Origin of the sequence: Luteibacter sp. (assembly GCF_036499525.1) — a bacterium.
Lineage (GTDB): Bacteria > Pseudomonadota > Gammaproteobacteria > Xanthomonadales > Rhodanobacteraceae > Luteibacter.
The window spans coordinates 1-18912 of the sequence record NZ_DASYDO010000004.1 but is presented as its reverse complement, the minus strand read 5'-3'; the positions used below and the strand labels follow the sequence as shown (position 1 = coordinate 18912).

General features: G+C 62.3%; 17 protein-coding genes and 2 pseudogenes. 14 read left to right on the top strand and 5 right to left on the bottom strand.

All coding sequences use genetic code 11. The annotated features are described in order from the left end of the window. The first annotated feature begins 241 nt into the window (after positions 1–241). The 6 genes and pseudogenes from VGM71_RS00405 to VGM71_RS00380 all read left to right on the top strand — a co-directional run bounded on the left by VGM71_RS00405 (position 242) and on the right by VGM71_RS00380 (position 5973). Entirely contained in the window at positions 242–529 is a 288-nt protein-coding gene (locus VGM71_RS00405) for a hypothetical protein (protein ID WP_331541773.1), read from the top strand. Between the two features lie 627 nt (positions 530–1156). Beyond that, positions 1157–1996, top strand: a pseudogene (locus VGM71_RS00400) (PA0069 family radical SAM protein); the annotation flags it as partial. Positions 1997–2166: 170 nt separating this feature from the next. Beyond that, positions 2167–3255 carry a hypothetical protein gene (locus VGM71_RS00395; protein ID WP_331541771.1) on the top strand — a complete coding sequence of 363 codons (1089 nt, stop codon included), beginning with the start codon at positions 2167–2169 and terminating at the stop codon, positions 3253–3255. A gap of 92 nt (positions 3256–3347) precedes the next feature. Further along, positions 3348–4469, top strand: a complete 1122-nt coding sequence (locus VGM71_RS00390; RefSeq protein ID WP_331541770.1) for an acyltransferase — start codon at positions 3348–3350, stop codon at positions 4467–4469. A gap of 110 nt (positions 4470–4579) precedes the next feature. Beyond that, entirely contained in the window at positions 4580–4780 is a 201-nt protein-coding gene (locus VGM71_RS00385) for a hypothetical protein (RefSeq protein WP_331541769.1), read from the top strand. Continuing rightward, positions 4777–5973 carry a helix-turn-helix domain-containing protein gene (locus VGM71_RS00380; RefSeq protein WP_331541768.1) on the top strand — a complete coding sequence of 399 codons (1197 nt, stop codon included), beginning with the start codon at positions 4777–4779 and terminating at the stop codon, positions 5971–5973. The genes VGM71_RS00385 and VGM71_RS00380 overlap by 4 nt, the downstream gene beginning before the upstream one ends. A 32-nt stretch (positions 5974–6005) precedes the next feature. Here the strand turns inward: VGM71_RS00380 and VGM71_RS00375 are convergent, their stop codons facing one another. Further along, positions 6006–6545 carry a carboxymuconolactone decarboxylase family protein gene (locus VGM71_RS00375; RefSeq protein ID WP_331541767.1) on the bottom strand — a complete coding sequence of 180 codons (540 nt, stop codon included), beginning with the start codon at positions 6543–6545 and terminating at the stop codon, positions 6006–6008. Positions 6546–6560: 15 nt separating this feature from the next. After that, a complete protein-coding gene (locus VGM71_RS00370; RefSeq protein ID WP_331541765.1) occupies positions 6561–7310 on the bottom strand; it encodes a glucose 1-dehydrogenase in 750 nt (249 codons plus the stop codon). Between the two features lie 138 nt (positions 7311–7448). On the opposite strand from VGM71_RS00370, the gene VGM71_RS00365 reads away from it, so the two are divergent. From VGM71_RS00365 to VGM71_RS00345, 5 genes are all read left to right on the top strand, one after another. Further along, on the top strand, positions 7449–8396 hold the full coding sequence (locus VGM71_RS00365; RefSeq protein ID WP_331541764.1) for a LysR family transcriptional regulator: 948 nt from the start codon (positions 7449–7451) through the stop codon (positions 8394–8396). 39 nt (positions 8397–8435) lie between these two features. Continuing rightward, positions 8436–8876, top strand: a complete 441-nt coding sequence (locus tag VGM71_RS00360) for an SRPBCC family protein (RefSeq protein ID WP_331541763.1) — start codon at positions 8436–8438, stop codon at positions 8874–8876. Between the two features lie 165 nt (positions 8877–9041). Next, positions 9042–10361: an ABC transporter permease gene (locus VGM71_RS00355; RefSeq protein ID WP_331541762.1), complete on the top strand. Its 1320-nt coding sequence runs from the start codon at positions 9042–9044 to the stop codon at positions 10359–10361. 11 nt (positions 10362–10372) lie between these two features. After that, on the top strand, positions 10373–11584 hold the full coding sequence (locus VGM71_RS00350) for an ABC transporter permease (RefSeq protein WP_331541785.1): 1212 nt from the start codon (positions 10373–10375) through the stop codon (positions 11582–11584). 171 nt (positions 11585–11755) lie between these two features. Then, on the top strand, positions 11756–13114 hold the full coding sequence (locus tag VGM71_RS00345; protein WP_331541761.1) for a TolC family outer membrane protein: 1359 nt from the start codon (positions 11756–11758) through the stop codon (positions 13112–13114). 10 nt (positions 13115–13124) lie between these two features. Here the strand turns inward: VGM71_RS00345 and VGM71_RS00340 are convergent, their stop codons facing one another. The 3 genes and pseudogenes from VGM71_RS00340 to VGM71_RS00330 form a co-directional block, all read right to left on the bottom strand. Next, positions 13125–13667, bottom strand: coding sequence for a hypothetical protein (locus tag VGM71_RS00340; RefSeq protein WP_331541759.1), 543 nt, complete (start codon positions 13665–13667; stop codon positions 13125–13127). A gap of 118 nt (positions 13668–13785) precedes the next feature. Further along, a complete protein-coding gene (gene arsC / locus VGM71_RS00335; protein ID WP_331541758.1) occupies positions 13786–14184 on the bottom strand; it encodes an arsenate reductase (glutaredoxin) in 399 nt (132 codons plus the stop codon). 3 nt (positions 14185–14187) lie between these two features. After that, a pseudogene (locus tag VGM71_RS00330) lies at positions 14188–14516 on the bottom strand (arsenical resistance protein ArsH); the annotation flags it as partial. Between the two features lie 395 nt (positions 14517–14911). On the opposite strand from VGM71_RS00330, the gene VGM71_RS00325 reads away from it, so the two are divergent. The 3 genes from VGM71_RS00325 to VGM71_RS00315 form a co-directional block, all read left to right on the top strand. Beyond that, positions 14912–15319, top strand: coding sequence for a hypothetical protein (locus VGM71_RS00325; protein WP_331541757.1), 408 nt, complete (start codon positions 14912–14914; stop codon positions 15317–15319). 209 nt (positions 15320–15528) lie between these two features. Further along, positions 15529–16548 carry a sulfite exporter TauE/SafE family protein gene (locus tag VGM71_RS00320; protein ID WP_331541756.1) on the top strand — a complete coding sequence of 340 codons (1020 nt, stop codon included), beginning with the start codon at positions 15529–15531 and terminating at the stop codon, positions 16546–16548. A 495-nt stretch (positions 16549–17043) separates the two neighbouring features. Continuing rightward, positions 17044–18912, top strand: a 1869-nt coding sequence (locus tag VGM71_RS00315) for an ESPR-type extended signal peptide-containing protein (RefSeq protein WP_331541755.1), incomplete at its 3' end; no start/stop codon positions are given.

Genomic DNA, 18912 nt, shown 5'->3' with positions numbered 1-18912 from the left:
AGGCTCGTGTCGTTCTTCCTCGTAGAACTGGCTGTCCTGGCAATTGTGCTTCTCTATTTTGGTTAGGGAACAAGGCTGATTGCCTAGATAGAGCTGCCGATGTCGCGGCAACCACAGGCGAGTCCACCAGATTTATAAGGAAAAAGGTCTGCCTCTTTGCGGCATTGCTGGCCTCGTCGCAGCCGTAGGGCCGTCGTCGACAACCCACCAAATGGCCGCGGCGCCTAAGATGCTATGGCGTATGGACTTTGTCGGCGGCGCACTGTTCGATGGCTGGCGCTTCCGGTTGATGACCGCGGCGGATCAGTTTACCCAAGAGCGCCCGAATCTCGCGGTAGATCAATTGTTTCATGGCGAGCACGTCGCCGAGGCGATGACGCGTCTGATAGCCAAGCGAGGCAAGCCGACGGCGGTCAAGGTGGATATTCAAGCAAATGCGCTGCCGAGGCTAAGAAACAACCCAGTAGTCAACACCGATCCGTTCGTCGCTTTCCCGGAGTTCGACTACAACGATTACTCCGCCCGATAATTCGGGTATCACAATGAACGAAAGTACAAAGTGGCGGGGAGGCGGGTGTTGCGGGCGGAACCGAGGTAGGCACGGCTGCAGGAAGTCCGCCGGACGCAGTTGTGGGCGCTGTAACAGGGGTATAGCAGGTTCAGCTGACGGAGCCGCTGCCGATCGCGAAGCCGCCTGTAATCTATATGACACGATCTATCCGGGGTAGCCATGCAATTCAATCGCACGCGTACTTCATTTGACCCCAGAACGCGCGTGGTATCTCAGGAAACTTGCTTTCTCTTTATTGTGCTCGATCGGAAATCGGTACAAATTGATAGCGTCCAGCGGATTGACGCGTTTAACCGGGACGCGTTTACTCACGACGAGGTTTTCGTCAGATTCCATACCGAGGGCGATGGTCTAGTCGTCTCCGAGTTTGACCACGGATTCAACGACGTTATTGGAGCGTTGGTCCCAGTCTTCCCAGGGATCGAACGATGGAACGACGTGACTCCAGACGTTCCCCTTACGGAAGCGAGCCTGACTCTCTAGAAGAGAGCATAGACCATCGATTCGCAAGGCGTAGCCTGACCGATTGAAATGTCGGCTATTGCCTTAGAGCGGAACACTTTCCAGTTCGTCATAAAATGCTGGTGCATCTATTGCTTCGCCCGTCCCTCGCACTTGTACCTCAACCTCTCCCCCGGTCTGGACTTCGAGACGAAGCTGTTCGCGAAGACGAACCTGGAGGAGGTCCTGCGTGGCGAGCTATCGAAGCGGAGCTACGTGTGCAAGCCGATCAACATCGGCAGCAATACCGATCCGTACCAGCCCATCGAGAAGCAATGGCGGCTGACGCGCGCTGCGCTGGCGTTGCTCAACGAATGCAACCACCCGTGCACGATCGTGACCAAGAACGCACTGGTGGAGCGCGACCTGGACATCCTCGTGCCGATGGCGAAGCGCAAGCTCGTGCAGGTGTTCATCTCGATCAATTCGCTGGACAACAAACTGGCATCGAAGCTCGAGCCGCGGGCGTCGGCGCCACACCGGCGCATGAAAGCGGTGGGGACGCTTGCGCAAGCGGGTGTGCCGGTAGGTGTCCTGGTCGCACCGATCATTCCCGCACTCAACGAACGCGACCTCGAGGCCGTCATCGAACAGTCGGCGGCGAACGGCGCGAACGCCGCCGGCTACACGTGTGTCCGCCTTCCCTATGAATTGAAGCAGCTGTTCCGGGAATGGCTGGACCTGCATTACCCCGACCGTGCGGCGCACATCATGAGCCTGATCCAGCAGATGAATGGCGGGAAGGACTACGACTCGAACTTTGCGACGCGCATGCGGGGGCAGGGGGTATTTGCGGACATCATTCGCAAGCGTGTCGAGGTCGCGCGGCGGAAGAGCGGGATCGATCGGGCGTGGGATGTGTTGCTGGACACGTCGCAGTTCGTGCCGCCGCGGATTCATTCGCCGCAGGGGGAGCTGTTCTAGGGTGCCGCCGCAACGCCAGTTCATTGTTAGAAATCATTATGATCAGCGCGCAAGCCACAGGACGGCGGCCACACTGCGACCTGAGCCTAGCCACATCGCGCTGTGCCCGCTGGCGCCCATCTCGTGGCCGCACAGGCAGCTGTCCCTGTTCCGACCATCGGAGTGATGAGATGACCTTTACAGCGTTACGCAACGTTACTGGACTCTGCCTGGTCGTGGTTATGTGCAGCGTCGTCGGCTCCTGGCCTGCCCATGCCGCGAAGCCCAGCCCGGGAACCTATACCGGCAATTTGCACGATGCCCTCTATCGCATCGATGTCCCTGCCCACTGGAACGGCGACCTTGTCATGCTTATGCATGGCTATCAGCCCGTGGGAGCTCCTGTCTCTACACCGATGACGGCTGCGGATGCGACTCCCGTGTTCCTCAAGAAAGGGTTCGCAGTCGCCCAGAGCCAATATGCATCGCAGGGCTGGGCGGTGAGCGACGCCATTGCCGACACTGAGCGACTCCGCCAGCACTTTGTCCGAACGTATGTTCAGCCGACCCACACCTATATCTACGGCTTTTCGCTGGGAGGGCTGGCCGTCGCCGCAAGCATCGAACGCTACCCACATGCTTATACGGGCGCGATGATCACCTGCGGGTTAACAGTATCCACGTCGGATATATTGGCCCGAGGCGTGGTGACTCCCCTCGTGGCATTCGATGCGTTGATTCCGGGCGTTATTCCCGATTTGGCGGCACCCGACTCTCCAGCGGCGATCGCGCCCGATGCCATCGTCAGGGCATTGGAAGCGCACCCGAAGGAAGCCGCCGTACTGGCAAGACGTCTGGAGGAGAGGCCGGAAACGCTGCCGACACTGGCTCTGTATTACATGGTGCTCCGCGAAATCGAACAGCGCGCCGGCGGGATGCCTGTCGATAACCGGAAAGAGGTGTACGAGGGCTTCGGTGACGACGTCGCGTTCAATCGCAGCGTGCATCGCTACAGTGCCTCATCGGAAGCGAAGGCCTATGCCAGGCGCAACGTCACCTTGACTGGCCATGTCGAAGTCCCGCTAGTGATGCAGTGGAATGCGTTCGATCAGACCATCCCACCACGATTCCATGGGGTATACGCCGAACAGATCAGAGCAGCGGGAGGCGAGAAATGGCTCACCGTGCTCGATCCGGTGGGCGATGGCCACTGCGACTTCACCGAGGAGCAGACCTCTACGGCATTCGATACCTTGGTGCGCAAGGCAGGCGCCGGCTAACCGCACCCGCATTCAAGCCAACCTCACGGTGCAACCAATTACCCCGTGGGAGCGACTCACCCGATATAGCCATCGGGTAATCGCCGCCGCGCATGAAGCTCACATTTGCCCACCAGCTGCGCGCCATCGCGGCGCTGTCGGTGGTCATCCATCACTACTGGGGAATCTTCTTCTCGCCCTCCGTACGCGCCATCGTGGGGGTGCCGACGGCGTTCGTCGCCGAAAAGCCGGCGTACGCCGATCACGTGATGGCACCGGGACCGGTGGGATTTCTCTATGGCGTGTTTGGCGTCGCTGTGTTCTTCCTGATCAGCGGGTTCGTGATCCCGATCGGCATCCGCCATCTGTCGTCGCCGACATTCCTGTTACGACGGTTCTTCCGCATCTATCCCGTCTATTGGTTCTGCGTGCTGATCAGCCTGGCACTGTACGTCGTCAGCTCGCGGTACTGGGGGACACCCTTGCCGGATCGCGTGAGTCTGGCCTACGTGGTCAAGAACCTCACGCTCCTGCATAACTCGGCCGGCATCGCATCGCTGGATTTCGTCTGCTGGTCGCTGGCCGTGGAGCTCAAGTTTTACGCCCTGATCGCGATCCTCTTCGCCATCAGCCGGAAGGCCGATGTCGTGTTGACCGTCGGTATCGCCCTGCTCGGCGCCGCTGTCGTTGGTGCCTATGTAACGGCGCAAGGTATGGAATCCGCCACGCCCTTGACGTACGCGCTATCCGACGTACGCTTCGTCAGCTTTATGTTCATTGGCTGCCTCTTCTACTACGTGTTGGTCGGCGATCTGAGCACGCGTGCCGCCATGGGTTACGGCGTGCTCATCTTTGGCATGTTTCTTGGCGTCAACGCGGTTTACGAAGGCGAGTTACTTGGACCGCTCGCACGGAACTATTCGTACGCCTTGTTGCTGTTCTGGGGCTGCTACCGGGCCAGAAACCTGTTCCGAAAGAACAGGGTGCTGGACTTACTCGCGGACATCAGCTTTCCGCTCTACCTCGTTCACTCGATGATCGGCTATGTCCTGATGCCGATACTGATCGACCAGGGTGTTTCCTTCACGATCACGTGGATGGTCGCCCTCGGCGTGGCGTTGACCGTCGCGTGGATTGTGCATCGTTGCGTCGAACTTCCGTCCAATGCGTTTGGTAAGACCTTGTCGTTCCCACTGTGGAAGGCACCCCTGGCACCTACAGACAGTTGCGAGTGAAAGCCTGGATTCAGGCCTCTTAGGATTCTATCTCGGCGCGGTTCCTGGCATTGCCTACTTCTTGCGGACATGGTCCAGGAGTGCGCCGAGGAAAGGAACTCCTGCTTTCCATGAGAGACGACATGATGAGGCGCCATTGGATCGCGCTGGTATTGGTGGTAATCGGGATCATGCTTGGCATGGGAATGACGACGGGGATCGAGACACTCATGGCGAAGCGCTTGCCTGTGGGGCGTCCTGCTACGATCCTGGCCTTACGCGGCATCAACTTTCATAAGGGCGCCTCGATACAGGACGAGTTCTTCCCGTGACCGAAACGACAAACGACGATGGCCTGGCTGTCTTCAACCACCTGAGAGCCGTGCTGGCTTCGTCCCCGGCATCGGCTTCCCCGGTGTCCGCGCTGGCGGCAGCGGCAAACATGAGTGCAGAGGATGTCGGCATCCTCGTTGCGCGTCACGCGCAACTGACGCCGGCAGCATGGATCGACCGTGAGCGAGTCGCCTTCGCCACGCGTTTTCTGGTTGAGGGAAAGGCGGGCGAGGGTATGGCAGGCGATGCCGGATTCTCGAGCCACGCGGCCTACGAGCGGACCTTCGCGCGCCACATGGCGATGTCTCCGGACGACTATGTAAGCGCACTGAAAAGCGATCGCTTCCATCTGCGCTTGCCTCCCGGCTACCGCAAGGCCGAAGTGCTGGCCTATCAGGGCCGCGATCCGGAAGGGCTCGCCGAGCGCGTCGATGGGATGTGCATCCACAAGGCGCTCATGACCGGCGACGGCCCAGCCATCCTGCACGTCGACCTGACCAGGGCGAACGCGGCGGTGACCCTCGAAAGTCCGCGCAGACTGGGACGGCGGAGCGTTGCAAAGCTGCACATGGATGCCCTGAAGATACTGGGCCTCACAGGGAACGCGAAGGAATTCGAGCGGATACACCCCACACTGGTCGCCGGCCGTGCGGGCCTTCGCGTACCGCTCATACCCAGCGCGTTCGATGCGCTTTGCTGGGCCATCGTCGGGCAGCAGATCAACCTGGCCTTTGCAGGCAGCCTGCGCCGCTACCTCATCGAGGTGGCGGGGACACCCGTGGGTTCGATGCGGGTGCATCCGACCCCGCGAGCCATCGCGGATCTCGATCCGTCCAGTCTCACCGCCAACCGCTTTTCCCGCGCGAAGGTGAAGTATCTGCTGGCAGCCGCGGAAGCCGTCGCCTCGGGCCAGCTTGCGATCGAGGAGCTTTGGCAAGGGTCCGCGGTGGAAGCGGAAGCGAAGCTCACGGCCCAGCACGGCGTGGGAACGTGGACCGCCCGCTACGTGCTCATGCGCATCGGCTTCGGTGACTCGGCGCCCGTCGGCGACAGCGGGCTGGCGACGGCGCTGCAGCGCCTGCACAATCTGGCGCACCGTCCCGACATCGTCGAGACGGCAAGACTCATGGCTCCATACACACCGTGGCGAAGCCTGGCGAGCATGCACCTGTGGGCTTCGCTACGCGGTTGATCACGGATGCCACCGCGCGCTCAACCCGCCGCTCAGGCAGCCAGTTCCGGCGCCGCCGGGAAATCCACCGGTACCTTCGTCATCGCATGCAGGTAATTGGTGATGGTCTTGTCGCCGACGGTCACGATGACATCGACCAGGTTTTCCTTCGTCCAGCCGGCGGCGAAGAATGCGTCGAGCGTCGCGTCGTCGATCTTGCCGCGCAGGCTCACCATGGCCTTCACCAGCTGCGCCAGCGCGTCGAGCTTCGGGTCGAAGCTGGCGCGTCCGCTGCGGATCTCGAGCACCTGCGCATCGGTGAAGCCGCCCATCTTTCCGATCATGGTGTGTGCGGCGAGGCAGTATTCACAGCCGTTCACCTGGCTCACGACGAGGTTCACCACCTCGCGTGCCTTGCCGGTAATGCTGCTCTTGGCGTTCTGCAAGGCGAGATAGCTGCCCAGCGCGTGCTCGGAGTGTGCAAGCGTTGCGTACAGGTTGGGCACCATGCCGACGCCCTTCTCCAGGTTGTCGAACAACGCCTGGTTGGTGGGGGAAACGTCGTCGCGGGTCGGAACGTTGATGCGTGACATGGTGGTTTTCCTTCGTTATTGAGCCGAATAGCCGCCATCGACAGCGACGATCTGACCGGTGAGGTAGGCAGCCTTGTCGCTGGCGAGGAAGACGATGGTCTGTGCGATTTCATCGACGGTCGCGGCGCGCTTCGCCGGAATCATGGCGAGGAAGCCCTGCTTCGCGGCCTCGTCGTTACCGACGAACCGGTCGAACATGTCGGTGGCGACGGGGCCCGGCGCAACGGCGTTCACGCGAACGCCGATAGCGGCGCCTTCCAGCGCGACGGCCTTCGTCATGCCTTCCACCGCGTGCTTGCTGCCGACGTACACCGATGCACCTGCGATGCCGACGTGTCCGGCGACCGAGGAGATGTTGACGATCGCACCGCTGCCCTGTGGCTGCATGGCGCGCATCTCGTGCTTCATCGACAGCAACGTGCCCAGCACATTGGTGGAGAACGTGCCTTCATAGTTGTCCACCGTCTGGTCGGCCACCGGACCGACCTGGCCTTCGGTGCCGGCATTGTTCACGGCGACGTCGAGGCGGCCGAATCGGGCGACGGTCTGTTCCACCATGGCGCGGACATCCGCTTCGTGACGCACATCGGCGCGGACGAATTCGGCTTCGTTGCCCATGGCACGCAGTTCCGCGGCGAGGGCCTGGCCCGCCTCCTCTCGACGGCCGGTGACGATCAGGCGTGCACCTTCCTTCGCGAAGGCCAGGGCGGTGGCGCGACCGATGCCGGTCAGGGCGCCAGTGATCAAGACGACTTGGGTGTTCATAAGGATTCCTTTAGGGGGCTGGATGGCTCGTTGGCGTGAACTTTGATTGATTCCTTTCTGTTGGACTAGATCGGAAAGCGGCATATTATTAAGTCCAATCGGGAATGGATTGGACGCACTGTGGACAAATTGCAGACCATGCAGACGTTCGTTCGCGTGGTGGAAGCGGGAAGTTTCTCCGCCGTCGCCAAGGAATCCGGCGGCACGCAGAGCGGGGTGAGCAAACAGGTGGCTGCGCTGGAGCGCGAGCTGGGCGCCAAGCTGCTCGCGCGTACCACGCGTTCGCTGGCGCTCACCGAAGAGGGCGAGCGGTACTTCGAACAAGCCCGCCGGTTGATCGCCGAGATCGCGGAAGCGGAGGCGGCGCTCGATAGCGGGCACCAGCAGCTGAAGGGTTGGCTGCGGGTGGCGTCATCGGTCGGGTTCGGCCGCCTGAAACTCATGCCGCTGGTGCAGAGCTTCCTGGCAAAGCATCCCGAGGTGAAGATCGACCTCAGGCTCAGCGATGGCTACATCGACCTCGTCGAGAGCGGCATCGACGTCGGGGCGCGCATCGGCGATCTGGCCGACAGCAGCCTCGTGGCCCGCCGCGTGGGCATGTCATCGCGCGAAGTGCTCGCGCATCGCCAGTACCTGCGCAACCTGCCCAAGGGCATCGAACCGCCCAGGTCTCCGGAAGACCTCGCGATGCTCAACTGCATCGTCTATACGGGTGCGAAGATGCGCAACGCGTGGCACTTCGTCGCCGGGCCGGGGGCTCCCGAGCCGGTCGGCACGGAACGACGGGTGATGGTCGCCGGCGACCTGCAAACCGACAGCAGCGAAGTCGTGCGGGCCGCGGTGCTCGCAGGCATGGGCGTGTGTTACACACCTACCTGGCTGTTCGAACGCGAGATCGCCAGTGGGGAGGTGTTGCGGCTGATGCCGGACTGGTCCCGCCCGTCGCCGATCCACCTCATCAGCCCGCAGGAACGGCGCCATTCCGCTAAAGTGCGGGCGTTCGTGGACCACGTGGGCACCGCCTTCGCCACATGCACCCAAAGCCCGCAGGATGTCGAAACAGGCTCCGGCCGTTCGACGGAATGAATAGAGGGCTGTCCTCTACCATTACAACGAGGTGAAACCATGGGTACCGTCAATCTCCACCGCGTCCTGCGCACTACGCCCGAGCGTCTGTTCAGGGCCTTCACCGACCCGGATGCCATGGCCAAATGGCTGCCGCCATACGGCTTCACGTGCAAGGTCCACCAGATGGACGCGAAGGTCGGTGGAACCTTCAAGATGTCGTTCACGAACTTCACCACGGGTAACGGCCACGCCTTCGGCGGCACATACCTCGAACTGGAACCGGGAAAGCGCCTTCGCTATACCGACGTGTTCGACGACCCCAATCTCCCCGGCGAAATGGTCACCACCGTGACGATGACGGCGGTCAGCGTGGGCACCGAACTGACGGTGACGCAGGAAGGCATCCCAGACGCCATCCCGACGGAAGCGTGTTACCTGGGCTGGCAAGAGTCGCTGATGCAGCTGGCAACGCTGGTCGAGCCGAACATCCCGGACTGACGCGGCAGGAAAAAAGAGTCAGGGTCATGAGTGACTCTGACCCCGACCTTGTGGCACATATAAGCGCCGACCCGACCAAGTACCTTGAAAAAGCGCCACACCGGACCTGACCGCCGCGAGCGGGGGGGCATTGCCCGGCTGGCACTCCTCAGAAGGTACGAAGCCATGGTCGGTTATTACGTCGAACTCGCCTTGCGCAACATGAAGCGCAACAAGATGCTCACCGCGCTGATGGTGCTGGCGATCGCCGTGGGCATCGGGGCTAGCATGACCACGCTCACGGTCATGCACCTCCTGGCCGGCGATCCGCTTCCCGGTCGCAGCCAACACATCTATTACCCGCAGGTAGACGTCAATCCGGAATCGAAAGGTCGTGAGCCGTTCGATGTGCTTGATTACCGGACGGCGGTCGATCTATGGAGTTCGCATCGGGCAGACAGGCAGGCGCTTGTCGTCGATAGCCCGGTCAAGCTGGAGGCGCCGGAATCCGGATTGCCACCGCTGATGCTTCCGATGCTCTCCACCACGTCGGACTTCTTCGCGATGTTCGACGCGCCGTTTCGTTTCGGCCACGGATGGAGCGCCGCCGACGATGCGGCCCGCACGCGCGTCGCGGTGATTTCGTCCGATCTCAACCAAAAGCTGTTCGGTGGAGAGAACAGCGTAGGCCGCACGCTGCGTCTGCGGGGCAAGGACGTACGCATCGTCGGCGTGCTGGCGCCCTGGCGCCCGTCGCCTTTGTTCTACGACGTAAGAGGTGGTCGATTCTCCAATGGAGACACGGCGGACTTCTACAGCAAGCCGGAGGACGTGATCACGCCGCTCAACACGGCCCTCGAAATCAACGACGGCAACTTCCAGCAATTCACCTGCTGGGCCATGCCGGCCATCCCCGGTCATCTGCAGAACTCGCCCTGCGTGTGGGTGGCGCTGTGGGTGCAGCTGGGCGATGCGAGCAAGGTGGCGGCCTATCGCCGCTACCTCGACGACTATGCAGCCGAACAAAAGAGGCTCGGCCGCATCGCGGTGGCCGACAACAACCGCATGCGCTCGCTCATGGGATGGCTCGACTTCAACGGCGTGGTTCCGAACGATGTGAAGCTCCAGACCATGCTGGCCTTCGCGTTCCTCGTCATTTGCCTGTGCAACGTGGTCGGGTTGCTCCTGGCGAAGTTCCTTCGCCGCGGCGGTGAAATCGGGTTGCGACGCGCGTTGGGTGCGACCCGGAAGACGGTATTCGCGCAGTACCTCGTGGAAGCCGGCGTCATCGGTGTCGTGGGTGGTCTAGGCGGCCTGTTGCTCACCTTGCTCGGCCTGGCGCTGGTAAGGAGGCAACCGGTGCCTTATGCCGACTTCATCCATCTCGACATGTCCATGTTCCTGACGACCTTCGCGCTTTCGGTCGGCGTAAGCCTCGTCGCCGGCATGCTGCCCGCCCTGCGCGCCAGCCTCGTCGAACCCGCGCTGCAACTGAAGGTGATCTGACGATGAGCACGATGCAGTTCCAGCCCATCCTGGCCGCGTTGCGCAAGCACCGTATCGCCACCGCGCTCATTGCCCTGGAAATCGCTCTGGCCTGCGCGGTGTTGTGCAATGCCTGCTTCCTGATCATGCAGCGTGTGCAGGCGATGCACGTGGTCAGCGGCATCGACGAAAGTGCTCTCGGCACGATCAAGCTCGATGGCTTCGATCCTGGCCAGGCCACCGACCTCAACGCGCGCGTGCTGGCGGGCCTTCGCGGTGTCGCCGGCGTGCAATCGGCCACCGTCGTCACTGCGGTGCCCTTCAGCCAGCATGCCGGGCGTGCCGGCGTGTTCCTGGACCCCGACAAGGCCCAGTTGGGCGGTGTCGTGGAGTTCTACCTTGCAAGCCCGGGCGCGGCGGAAGCCTTCGGCCTGCACCTGCTGTCCGGGCGCATGCCCGCGCAGGACGAATACATGCCCGTCGCGACGTTCGTTCCCAAGAATCCGCCGGTGCTGATCACGCGCGCGCTGGCGGAACATTTCTGGCCGGGCGAGAACCCGCTCGGAAAGATCTTCTGGAGTGAGGAAACCTTTCGCGTGATCGGCATCCTCGATCACCTGGCCGTTCCGGAACCGGGCGGTGGCGAAGCGAAGGATCCGGACTGGTCGGTCTACGTGCCCGCCCAGCCCGGTCCGCAATTCGCGGGCAGGTACCTGATCCGTGCTGACCCGGCCGACCTGCCGGGCGTCATGGGCCGTGCCAGGGAAGCCGTGCGGAAGGCCGCGCCGGAAGCCGTGATCGATCAGGCGCAGAGCCAGACGATCGGCGAACTGCGCAGCAAGTACTTCCTCGGTTCGCGCGTCATGGCCGGGCTGCTGGTCGGTGTCGTCGTCGCATTGCTCGGCACGACGGCACTTGGGATCGTCGGCCTTGCAAGCTTCTGGGTCGCGCAGCGGCGCAAGCAGATCGGCGTCCGCCGTGCGCTGGGCGCCACGAGCGGCGACATCCTCCGCTACTTCCAGCTAGAGAACTTCCTCATCGTCACCATCGGCATCGTGCTCGGGATGGCGCTGGCCTTCGGTATCAACGTGGCGCTGATGAAGTTCTACGAGCTGCCGCACCTGCCGTTGTGGTACTTCCCGATCGGCGCCGCGGCGCTATGGCTTCTGGGCCAGCTCGCCGTGCTGGCGCCGGCACTCCGCGCGGCATCCGTCCCTCCCGTGGCGGCCATGCGGTCTGCCTGACGGTGACCGAGGGTGTCCGCGCGCAGCGTCCGCGGACAGCCTCTCCGGGCGGCGACACGGATCGCAAGATCTCGCAACGTGGCCGTGCGGTTGAGAAAATACATAGCCATCCCTGCGCGGCACGCTTCTTGCTGAATCGCCCCATCAATACACGTACGCATAAGGGCGAACATGCAGAAGTGGAAGCTAACGACTTGCCTGGCGGCACTGCTGGCGATGGCTGGCGGCGTGCCGCCAACGGCCGGTGCCGAGGATCTCCTGGACATCTATCGCGAAGCGGTGGCCAACGATCCCGTGCTCGCTACGGCGGACGCACAGCGGCTGGTCGTGGCGGAAGGCGTGCCCCAGGCGCGTGCCGCGTTGCTGCCACAGCTGTCCGCCGGCCTCAGCCTTCAGCAATTCCATCCTGGCTATTCCGGTGTCGTCAACGACAACAACGGGAACACGGAACCCACCAACAGCGGCCACAGTCGCCAGCGCGACCTCACGCTGACTCTCGACCAGACGGTGCTCGACCTGTCGAAGTTCGCGCGCGAGCGGCAGGCCAAGCTCACGGCTGAAGCACAGAACGCCACGTACGAAGGCGAACTGCAGGATCTGTTCGTGCGTACCACTACCGCCTACTTCAACGTTCTGGTCGCCCAGGACCAGGTCGAAGTCTTCAAGTCGTACGAAGACGCATACAAACAGCAGTACGACCAGGCCGTCATCAAATTCAAACAGGGCCTGGCCCCGGAGGCCGATCTCTCCCAGTCCGAGGCGTATTACCTGTTCATCAAGTCGTCGCGCGTCGATGCGGAAACGGCCGTGAAGGATGCGCGCCGGGCGCTGCAGCAGCTGACGGGAAAGGAGCCGGGAACGCTGAAGACCCTGCGCGACGACATTCCCATGGAACGGCCCACGCCCGACGACGCGGACGCGTGGGTGCAGCAGGCCATGCAGCAGAATCCCTCCGTCCTGGCCGCCAGCCACCTGGTTCGTGCGGACGAGCATTCCATCAACGCGGCTCGCGCCGGCCATTTGCCCCGGCTCGATCTGGCGGTCGGCTACGACAAGGCCGGTGCCTGGTCGAGCCGTCTCCCAGGCACCGCGAGCTATGGTCCCGGCAACACCACCGTCGGCCTCGTGCTCTCGGTACCCCTTTTCAGCGGCGGCCTGACCCAGTCGCAGGTCCGCCAGGCGCTCCACCAGCGCGACGCCGACCAGGGCGATCTGGAAACGGTGCGCCGGCAAGCCGCGCGTGACACGTACAACTACTTCAACCTTGTGGAAGCCGGCATCGGCCAGGTCAATGACGCCCGCAACGCGGTGGAAGCCGCGAAGAAGGCGCTGTCCTCTATGCGCGCCGGCTACGACATCGGTATACAAAGCCTGACCAACGTCGTCGTGGCGATCGGGACGTTGGCGGACATCCGCAGCCAGTACACCGCGCTACGCCATCAGTTCGTCCTCAACAAGCTGCTGCTGAAGCGCACGGTGGGTGCGGCGACATTGAAGGACGTAGAGGACATCAATCGTCTGCTTCAGTAACCCGACGCGCTTAGCGCGTCGCCGTTACCGTCGGCATGCCGTCCTTCAGTTCAAAACGGAACGAATAGTCGAGGCTGAAGGGCTGGGTCGTCTTCGTCTGGTTGAATTTGCCACGCGCATCTTCGTTGTCCTTGACAACCGTCATCGGCGTGTAAGTCCAGCGCATCGTCGCCTCGCGGACGGCGGCGAAGAATGCGCCGTGGTGGTCGCCACCCATGGTGTCGAGGTCGCGCACGTCGGTCACTTTGCCTTCGCCGTCAACGATCACCTTGGCGCGGATCGTGGCGGCAAGGTTCGCCGAGACCAGTTCTGGCGGATAGACCGGGGGCGGATTCTCTATGGGCTGCGCACCAAACGTGTGCTGTCCCTTCGATTCCTTCAACTGGTTGGCCTTGTCCGCCGGGATCGCCTCATAGCTGACCTTGCCGTCCTTCGACGCGCTGGTCGACGTTGCGGGGGCGACGGCCCCATCGGTGGCGCAACCCGCAAGCGCGAGTGTCGCGACGAGACCCATGACAGCCACGACGGCGCGGCGACTACTGGACTTGCTCATATTGGTTTCCCCTGATGATGGCGGCAGCAAAGAATCAGCCTTCGGGCCGTCACCGATGATGTTCGCGTGCCGGTGGATGTTCAAGTGCCGATTCGCCAGCGGCAAGGAAGTGGCCCTATTATGGTGAGATGACTTCACCGTCTTCTTTGACGAATGGCGAGGACAGCGGAGGAATGATCTCCAGCACCGTCTCCGATGGCCGGCAGAGCCTCGTCCCGCGTTCGGTCACGACAAAGGGGCGATTGATCAGGATGGGATGGGTCTGCATCGCTTCGATTATCTGCTCATCTGTCACATCGGGCTGATCCAGGCCCAGTTCGACGAATGGCGTGCCTTTTTCGCGAGCCGCCTGGCGCGGCGTCAAGCCCGCATCGGCAATTAGCCTCACCAGGGTAGCGCGATCTGGCGGGGTGACCAGGTATTCGATCACGACAGGCTCGATACCTGCGTGGCGAAGCAGGGCCAAGGTGTTCCGCGAGGTCCCGCAAGCGGGATTGTGATAAATGGTTGCGTTCATGGGTCAGGCCTTGGCAGAGATGGCGGAGCTTTCGACGAGCTGAGCAGCATCGACCAGTGCTCGGGCTTCGGCTGCGCCCTTGCACTCGCTGTAGCGATCAACGAGGTAATCCGAACGACCGCGCACGAGGTAGGTGAACTTCATCAATTCTTCCATGACTCCATCACCCGATCGTAAAACGGCGACGGCTTCATACGGCCCGCCGCGTCGAACTCCTGCCATGCCTTGGGGACGGACGACTGGTTGGGAATCGTCACCATGCGCATCCACCGTCCGAGCACGCGGAGTGCGTTGACGACGTTGAACGACTGAGATCCACCGCTCACCTTCAGCGGGCCGCCCAGCTCGTGGACAAGGTTGGGCAGATCCGCCGTCATCCGACAATCCAGGTCGGGTGGCGTTTGCTCACCGGTCGCGCCGAAAGCTCGCGGCAAGCGAGTCACTACCGGCGCGCGTTAAACGCCCTTGTCGAAGTTACCTCCGTCACGCCCACTCGCATCCCACGTGTGGCGATAGCCGATGATCGTGCCGCGTCCGTTACAGGTATCGACGTGACCACGAACATTGCAGAGAGCTTGTGTCTGGACTTCGGTGCGAGATTTCATCTCACCTTTAGGGCGTATGCGCGGGCTATGATTTCAGAAGGCGTGTGGCTTTCGTCACGCAAGGCCACTAAACAGCGCGCGTGAAATTTGCTCTCTTGGGGTGGTCATCACAGGAGACCTGCATGGAAATTGTCGCATTACGTTCGTCGTCTTCGGCCATCGCATCGAAGGAATTGCTGCCTTCGCCAGCGCCGAGCTCTACGCTCGCTCTGAAAAAGGAAGGGCTACCACCATCCAGCCGTATCGACTTCTCTAGGATCACTCCACGGCAGTTGCAGGAATACCTCGATGAAATGATCTTCAGCGAGCAGATCGATCCGATGGATGCGACCGCCCTCGGGAATGCGCTTCCGGCGGGCCTGTTCTTCGAACAACCCGATACGCCGATCGATCTGCGATCCAAGATTGAAGGCATGATCGAGTTCGACCGGAACAATGGCTTCGACCTCCTGGCGACCTTCCATGCAAGCCTGCTCGACCGCATGAGGCTCATGGAAGACCGATCGATGCATATCTCTGTGACGGCTTGAGATAGTTGAGGCTGCAAGATGCATTACGAAAAAACTTAGCAGCCGTGTTCCTGCGCCGGAATCCCGGAAACTTGCAAACTCGTGCTGGCACTGCGGCCCGACGGGGTTGGCTCCCAGCGGGATAAACGAGAGGCAAAGGGGCGAGGGCAGCTAAGGAGGTCATAAGCCAGGGTGAGCACCCTACGCGCCCCTCCCGTCCGAGCCCGTCGATGTTCCTTGCTTTGCTTTTCCTTACGAGCGCGATCGCGTTCGCGATCAGTACCGTAAGCGGTGGCGGCGCCGGACTGCTGCTGTTGCCGGTGCTGGGCCTCGGACTTGCCGCGGCACAGGTACCGGTGGCGCTGACGGTGGGAAGCACTATCAGCAGCCTTGCGCGCCTGGGCCTGTTCCTCCGAGGCATCGAATGGCGCGTGGTGCGCTGGTTCGTTCCGTTTTCGCTCCCCGGGGCGCTCCTTGGCGTGTGGTTGTTGCAGCATATGAGCCCGCTCTATCTTGAAGCGGTCCTCGGGCTGTTCCTGCTGGGCAATCTTCCGCTGCTGTTCAAACCCGCGAACGAGGCAGAAGTAAAGCTTGCTGGCTCCGCAACGCTGATGAAACTCGGCTTCGTCGCCGGCTTCGTCTCGGGGCTAACCGGTGCGGTGGGGCTACTGTTCAACCGCTTCTACCTTCGCTACGGCTTGAGCAAGGAGCAGATCGTCGCCACGCGCGCGGCCAACGAGATCCTCGTCCACCTCACGAAGCTCGGCCTTTATGCGGCCTTCGGCCTCTTCACGACGGACGCTCTGGGGGCGGGGATGGTCGTCGGCATGGCGTCAGTCGCCGCTGTCTATGGCGTTCGTTGGGTGCTTCCGTACCTGAGCGAGATGGGGTTTCGCCGGTTGGGCTATGCGGCCATGGTCACCGCGGGTGCCGTGATGTCGGTGAACGCGGGTAGAGGCCTGGCGACCCAGCACCAGATCGATATGACCTCATACCGAGTCCACCGTGGGTTCGACCTCGCACTAAGCGGATTCGGCAGATCGGTCAGCATCGAGTTTCGGCACAACGAGCTGCCGGAGATCGAATACCTCGTCGACTTCGAGCAACTTCCCGCGGAACTAAGGGCCAAAGCGGCGCCGCTAATCGAGGGCGCGGAGCGCGTCGTCGTCGAGGCCGTCGTGTCGTGGCGAAGGCTTGCGTACGAAATACACGTGCACAGGGATGGACTTGTCGTTAAATATGACATATAGAATTTGCCTCTGCGTTGGTGCGCCGCAACGTAACTTATTGCGAAACATACCTTTGGCTTAAGAAGCAAGAAAATCTTCGTGATGAACGTCGCAGTTACGGCCATGACGCCTTAGTTTTCAGCCGTGCTTAAGCTATAAAAGTAGACGCGCCGCGAAGGTCGCGAGCATGACAGGGGAGCAGTAAGCGCAATGGATACGTACCCATCCAGCCGGCCGTCGCTGCCGAACGCGAAGCGACTCAATTCATGTCGCATGGCGATGCTTCATCCGCCGCCGCCCGGCGGACACCTGATCGACTGATTTCCCGAATCCTGCTGTTGCCAGACGTGCATCGCTGAAGCTATGCGCGCCTGACGATTGCGGACGCACGCCGGGAGAACAACCACGCGATAGCGCAGGAGCGCGGCGCAGCGATGCGCCGTGTCGCAGGCGCGCGCGCGCGTTCCACTCACCGGCTGATTCCTCCGTGCATCTCCCCACGCATCAGGAACTGGTATGAACAAAATCCACAGCAAGATCTGGAACCGCGAGTTGGGTCAACTCGTCGTGGCATCGGAACTGGCCAGCTGTCCACGTGCCAGCGCCACCTCTGGGCAGGCAGTGCGTCTGCAACGGCCGCGGGCGTTCTTATTCGGTGCGCTGGCTGCCGCCGGAGGGATGGCCTGGTCGCTCGCGGCTCAAGCACAAAGCGTGAGTTGCCTTCCTCCGCCTTATAACGCTTACGCAGGGACGTCCGCCTGCATCGGCTACGGCGCACAGGCCGCCGGTGATGGCGCGACAGCATTAGGCGCTTCGGCAGCCTCAAACGGAGGTGGCACTGTCGCCGTAGGCTACCTCTCGAAGGCCACGAATCTGAATGCGATCGCCATGGGCTTCAATTCCCGGGCAGACGCGGTCAACGCCATCAACATCGGTCCTACCACGGGGACCGCAACTGGCGCGCGCGCCGAAAGTGCGATTGCCATCGGTACCGATGTGACCGTGACCTCCGATTCGGCGGGCGGTATCGCGATCGGTTCACAAGCGAGGGTCACTTTGGGCACCGCCGTCGCGTTGGGCGCTCAAGCAGTGGCCTCAGGCCAAGGTGCGACCAGTATCGGACTGGGGACGCAAAGCCTCGGGGCTCATGCGACAGCGGTTGGGTTTCAGGCTTATGCGACAGCGCTCAATGCCCTCTACCTGGGGCCACGCACGGCGGGAGCCGGTGCATCGGCGGAGTCGGCCATTGGCATAGGCACCGATGTAAGTGCCTCGGGCACCTACGCGGTGGGCATCGGTCTGAGAGCGAATGCGTCCCAGAATAACGCCTTGAGCATTGGCGTGGACTCCGCGTCCAACGCGACTAACGGCATCGCCATCGGATCCCTCGCGAACTCCGGGGCGGCCTCCACGGCCGGGGCCTTCGTGGACAACTGGACTCCCCAGAGCACCCAGCGACGCGCGGGTTTCGTGGCGGGTAACATGGCTGTCGGAGCGAGTTCCATCGCGAACAACAACGGCGCTGCTATTGGCGCTTCGGCAGAGGCAACTGGCGCCGAGTCGTTCGCGGGAGGCGCGGCCGCCGTGGCGAGTGGGCGTGTCGGGATCGCTGTAGGCGGAGCGAGTCTCGCGTCGGGCGATTCGGCAGTGGCCATCGGTAACACGTCCACAGCTGGCGGCGACCACTCAGCTGCTCTCGGTGCGGGCGCCGAAGCGAAAGCTGTGGGTAGCTTAGCAGTAGGCTTCACCGCCATGGCCAACAATACAGGCGATGTCGCCCTGGGCTCCGGCTCGACAACCGACATGGCCGTCGGTACGCCCGGTACGACCATTAATGGCACCGCATACACGTTCCAGGGAATCACACCGACCAGCACGGTCAGCGTAGGCGCCGCGGGTGTGGAACGGACCATCACCAACGTCGCCGCAGGCCGTATCAGCGGCAGCAGCACGGATGCCATCAATGGCAGCCAGCTGTTCGCCACGAACCAGGCGGTGGACGGACTGGGGACCACGGTAACCAATCTGGGCGACAGCATCGCCACGACCATCGGCGGAGGCACCACCTACGATCCGTCCACCGGCACGATCAACACGAGCGTGACCTACGGCGGTAACACCTACAACTCGCTCCAGCAGGTGTTCAACCAGATCGACAGCTCTGTGGACGCGGCCACCACACGCTATTACAGCGTGAACGATAACGGCACCCAGGGCGGTAACTACGCCAACGACGGAGCTTCCGGGGTCAACGCACTGGCAGCGGGCGTGGGCGCCACGGCCGTGGCGGACAATGCCACCGCGTTGGGCCAAGATACGGGTGTGTCGGTACTGGGAGGCGTAGCGCTCGGTTCCGGTGCGGTGTCCGACCGCGCCATTGCGCCG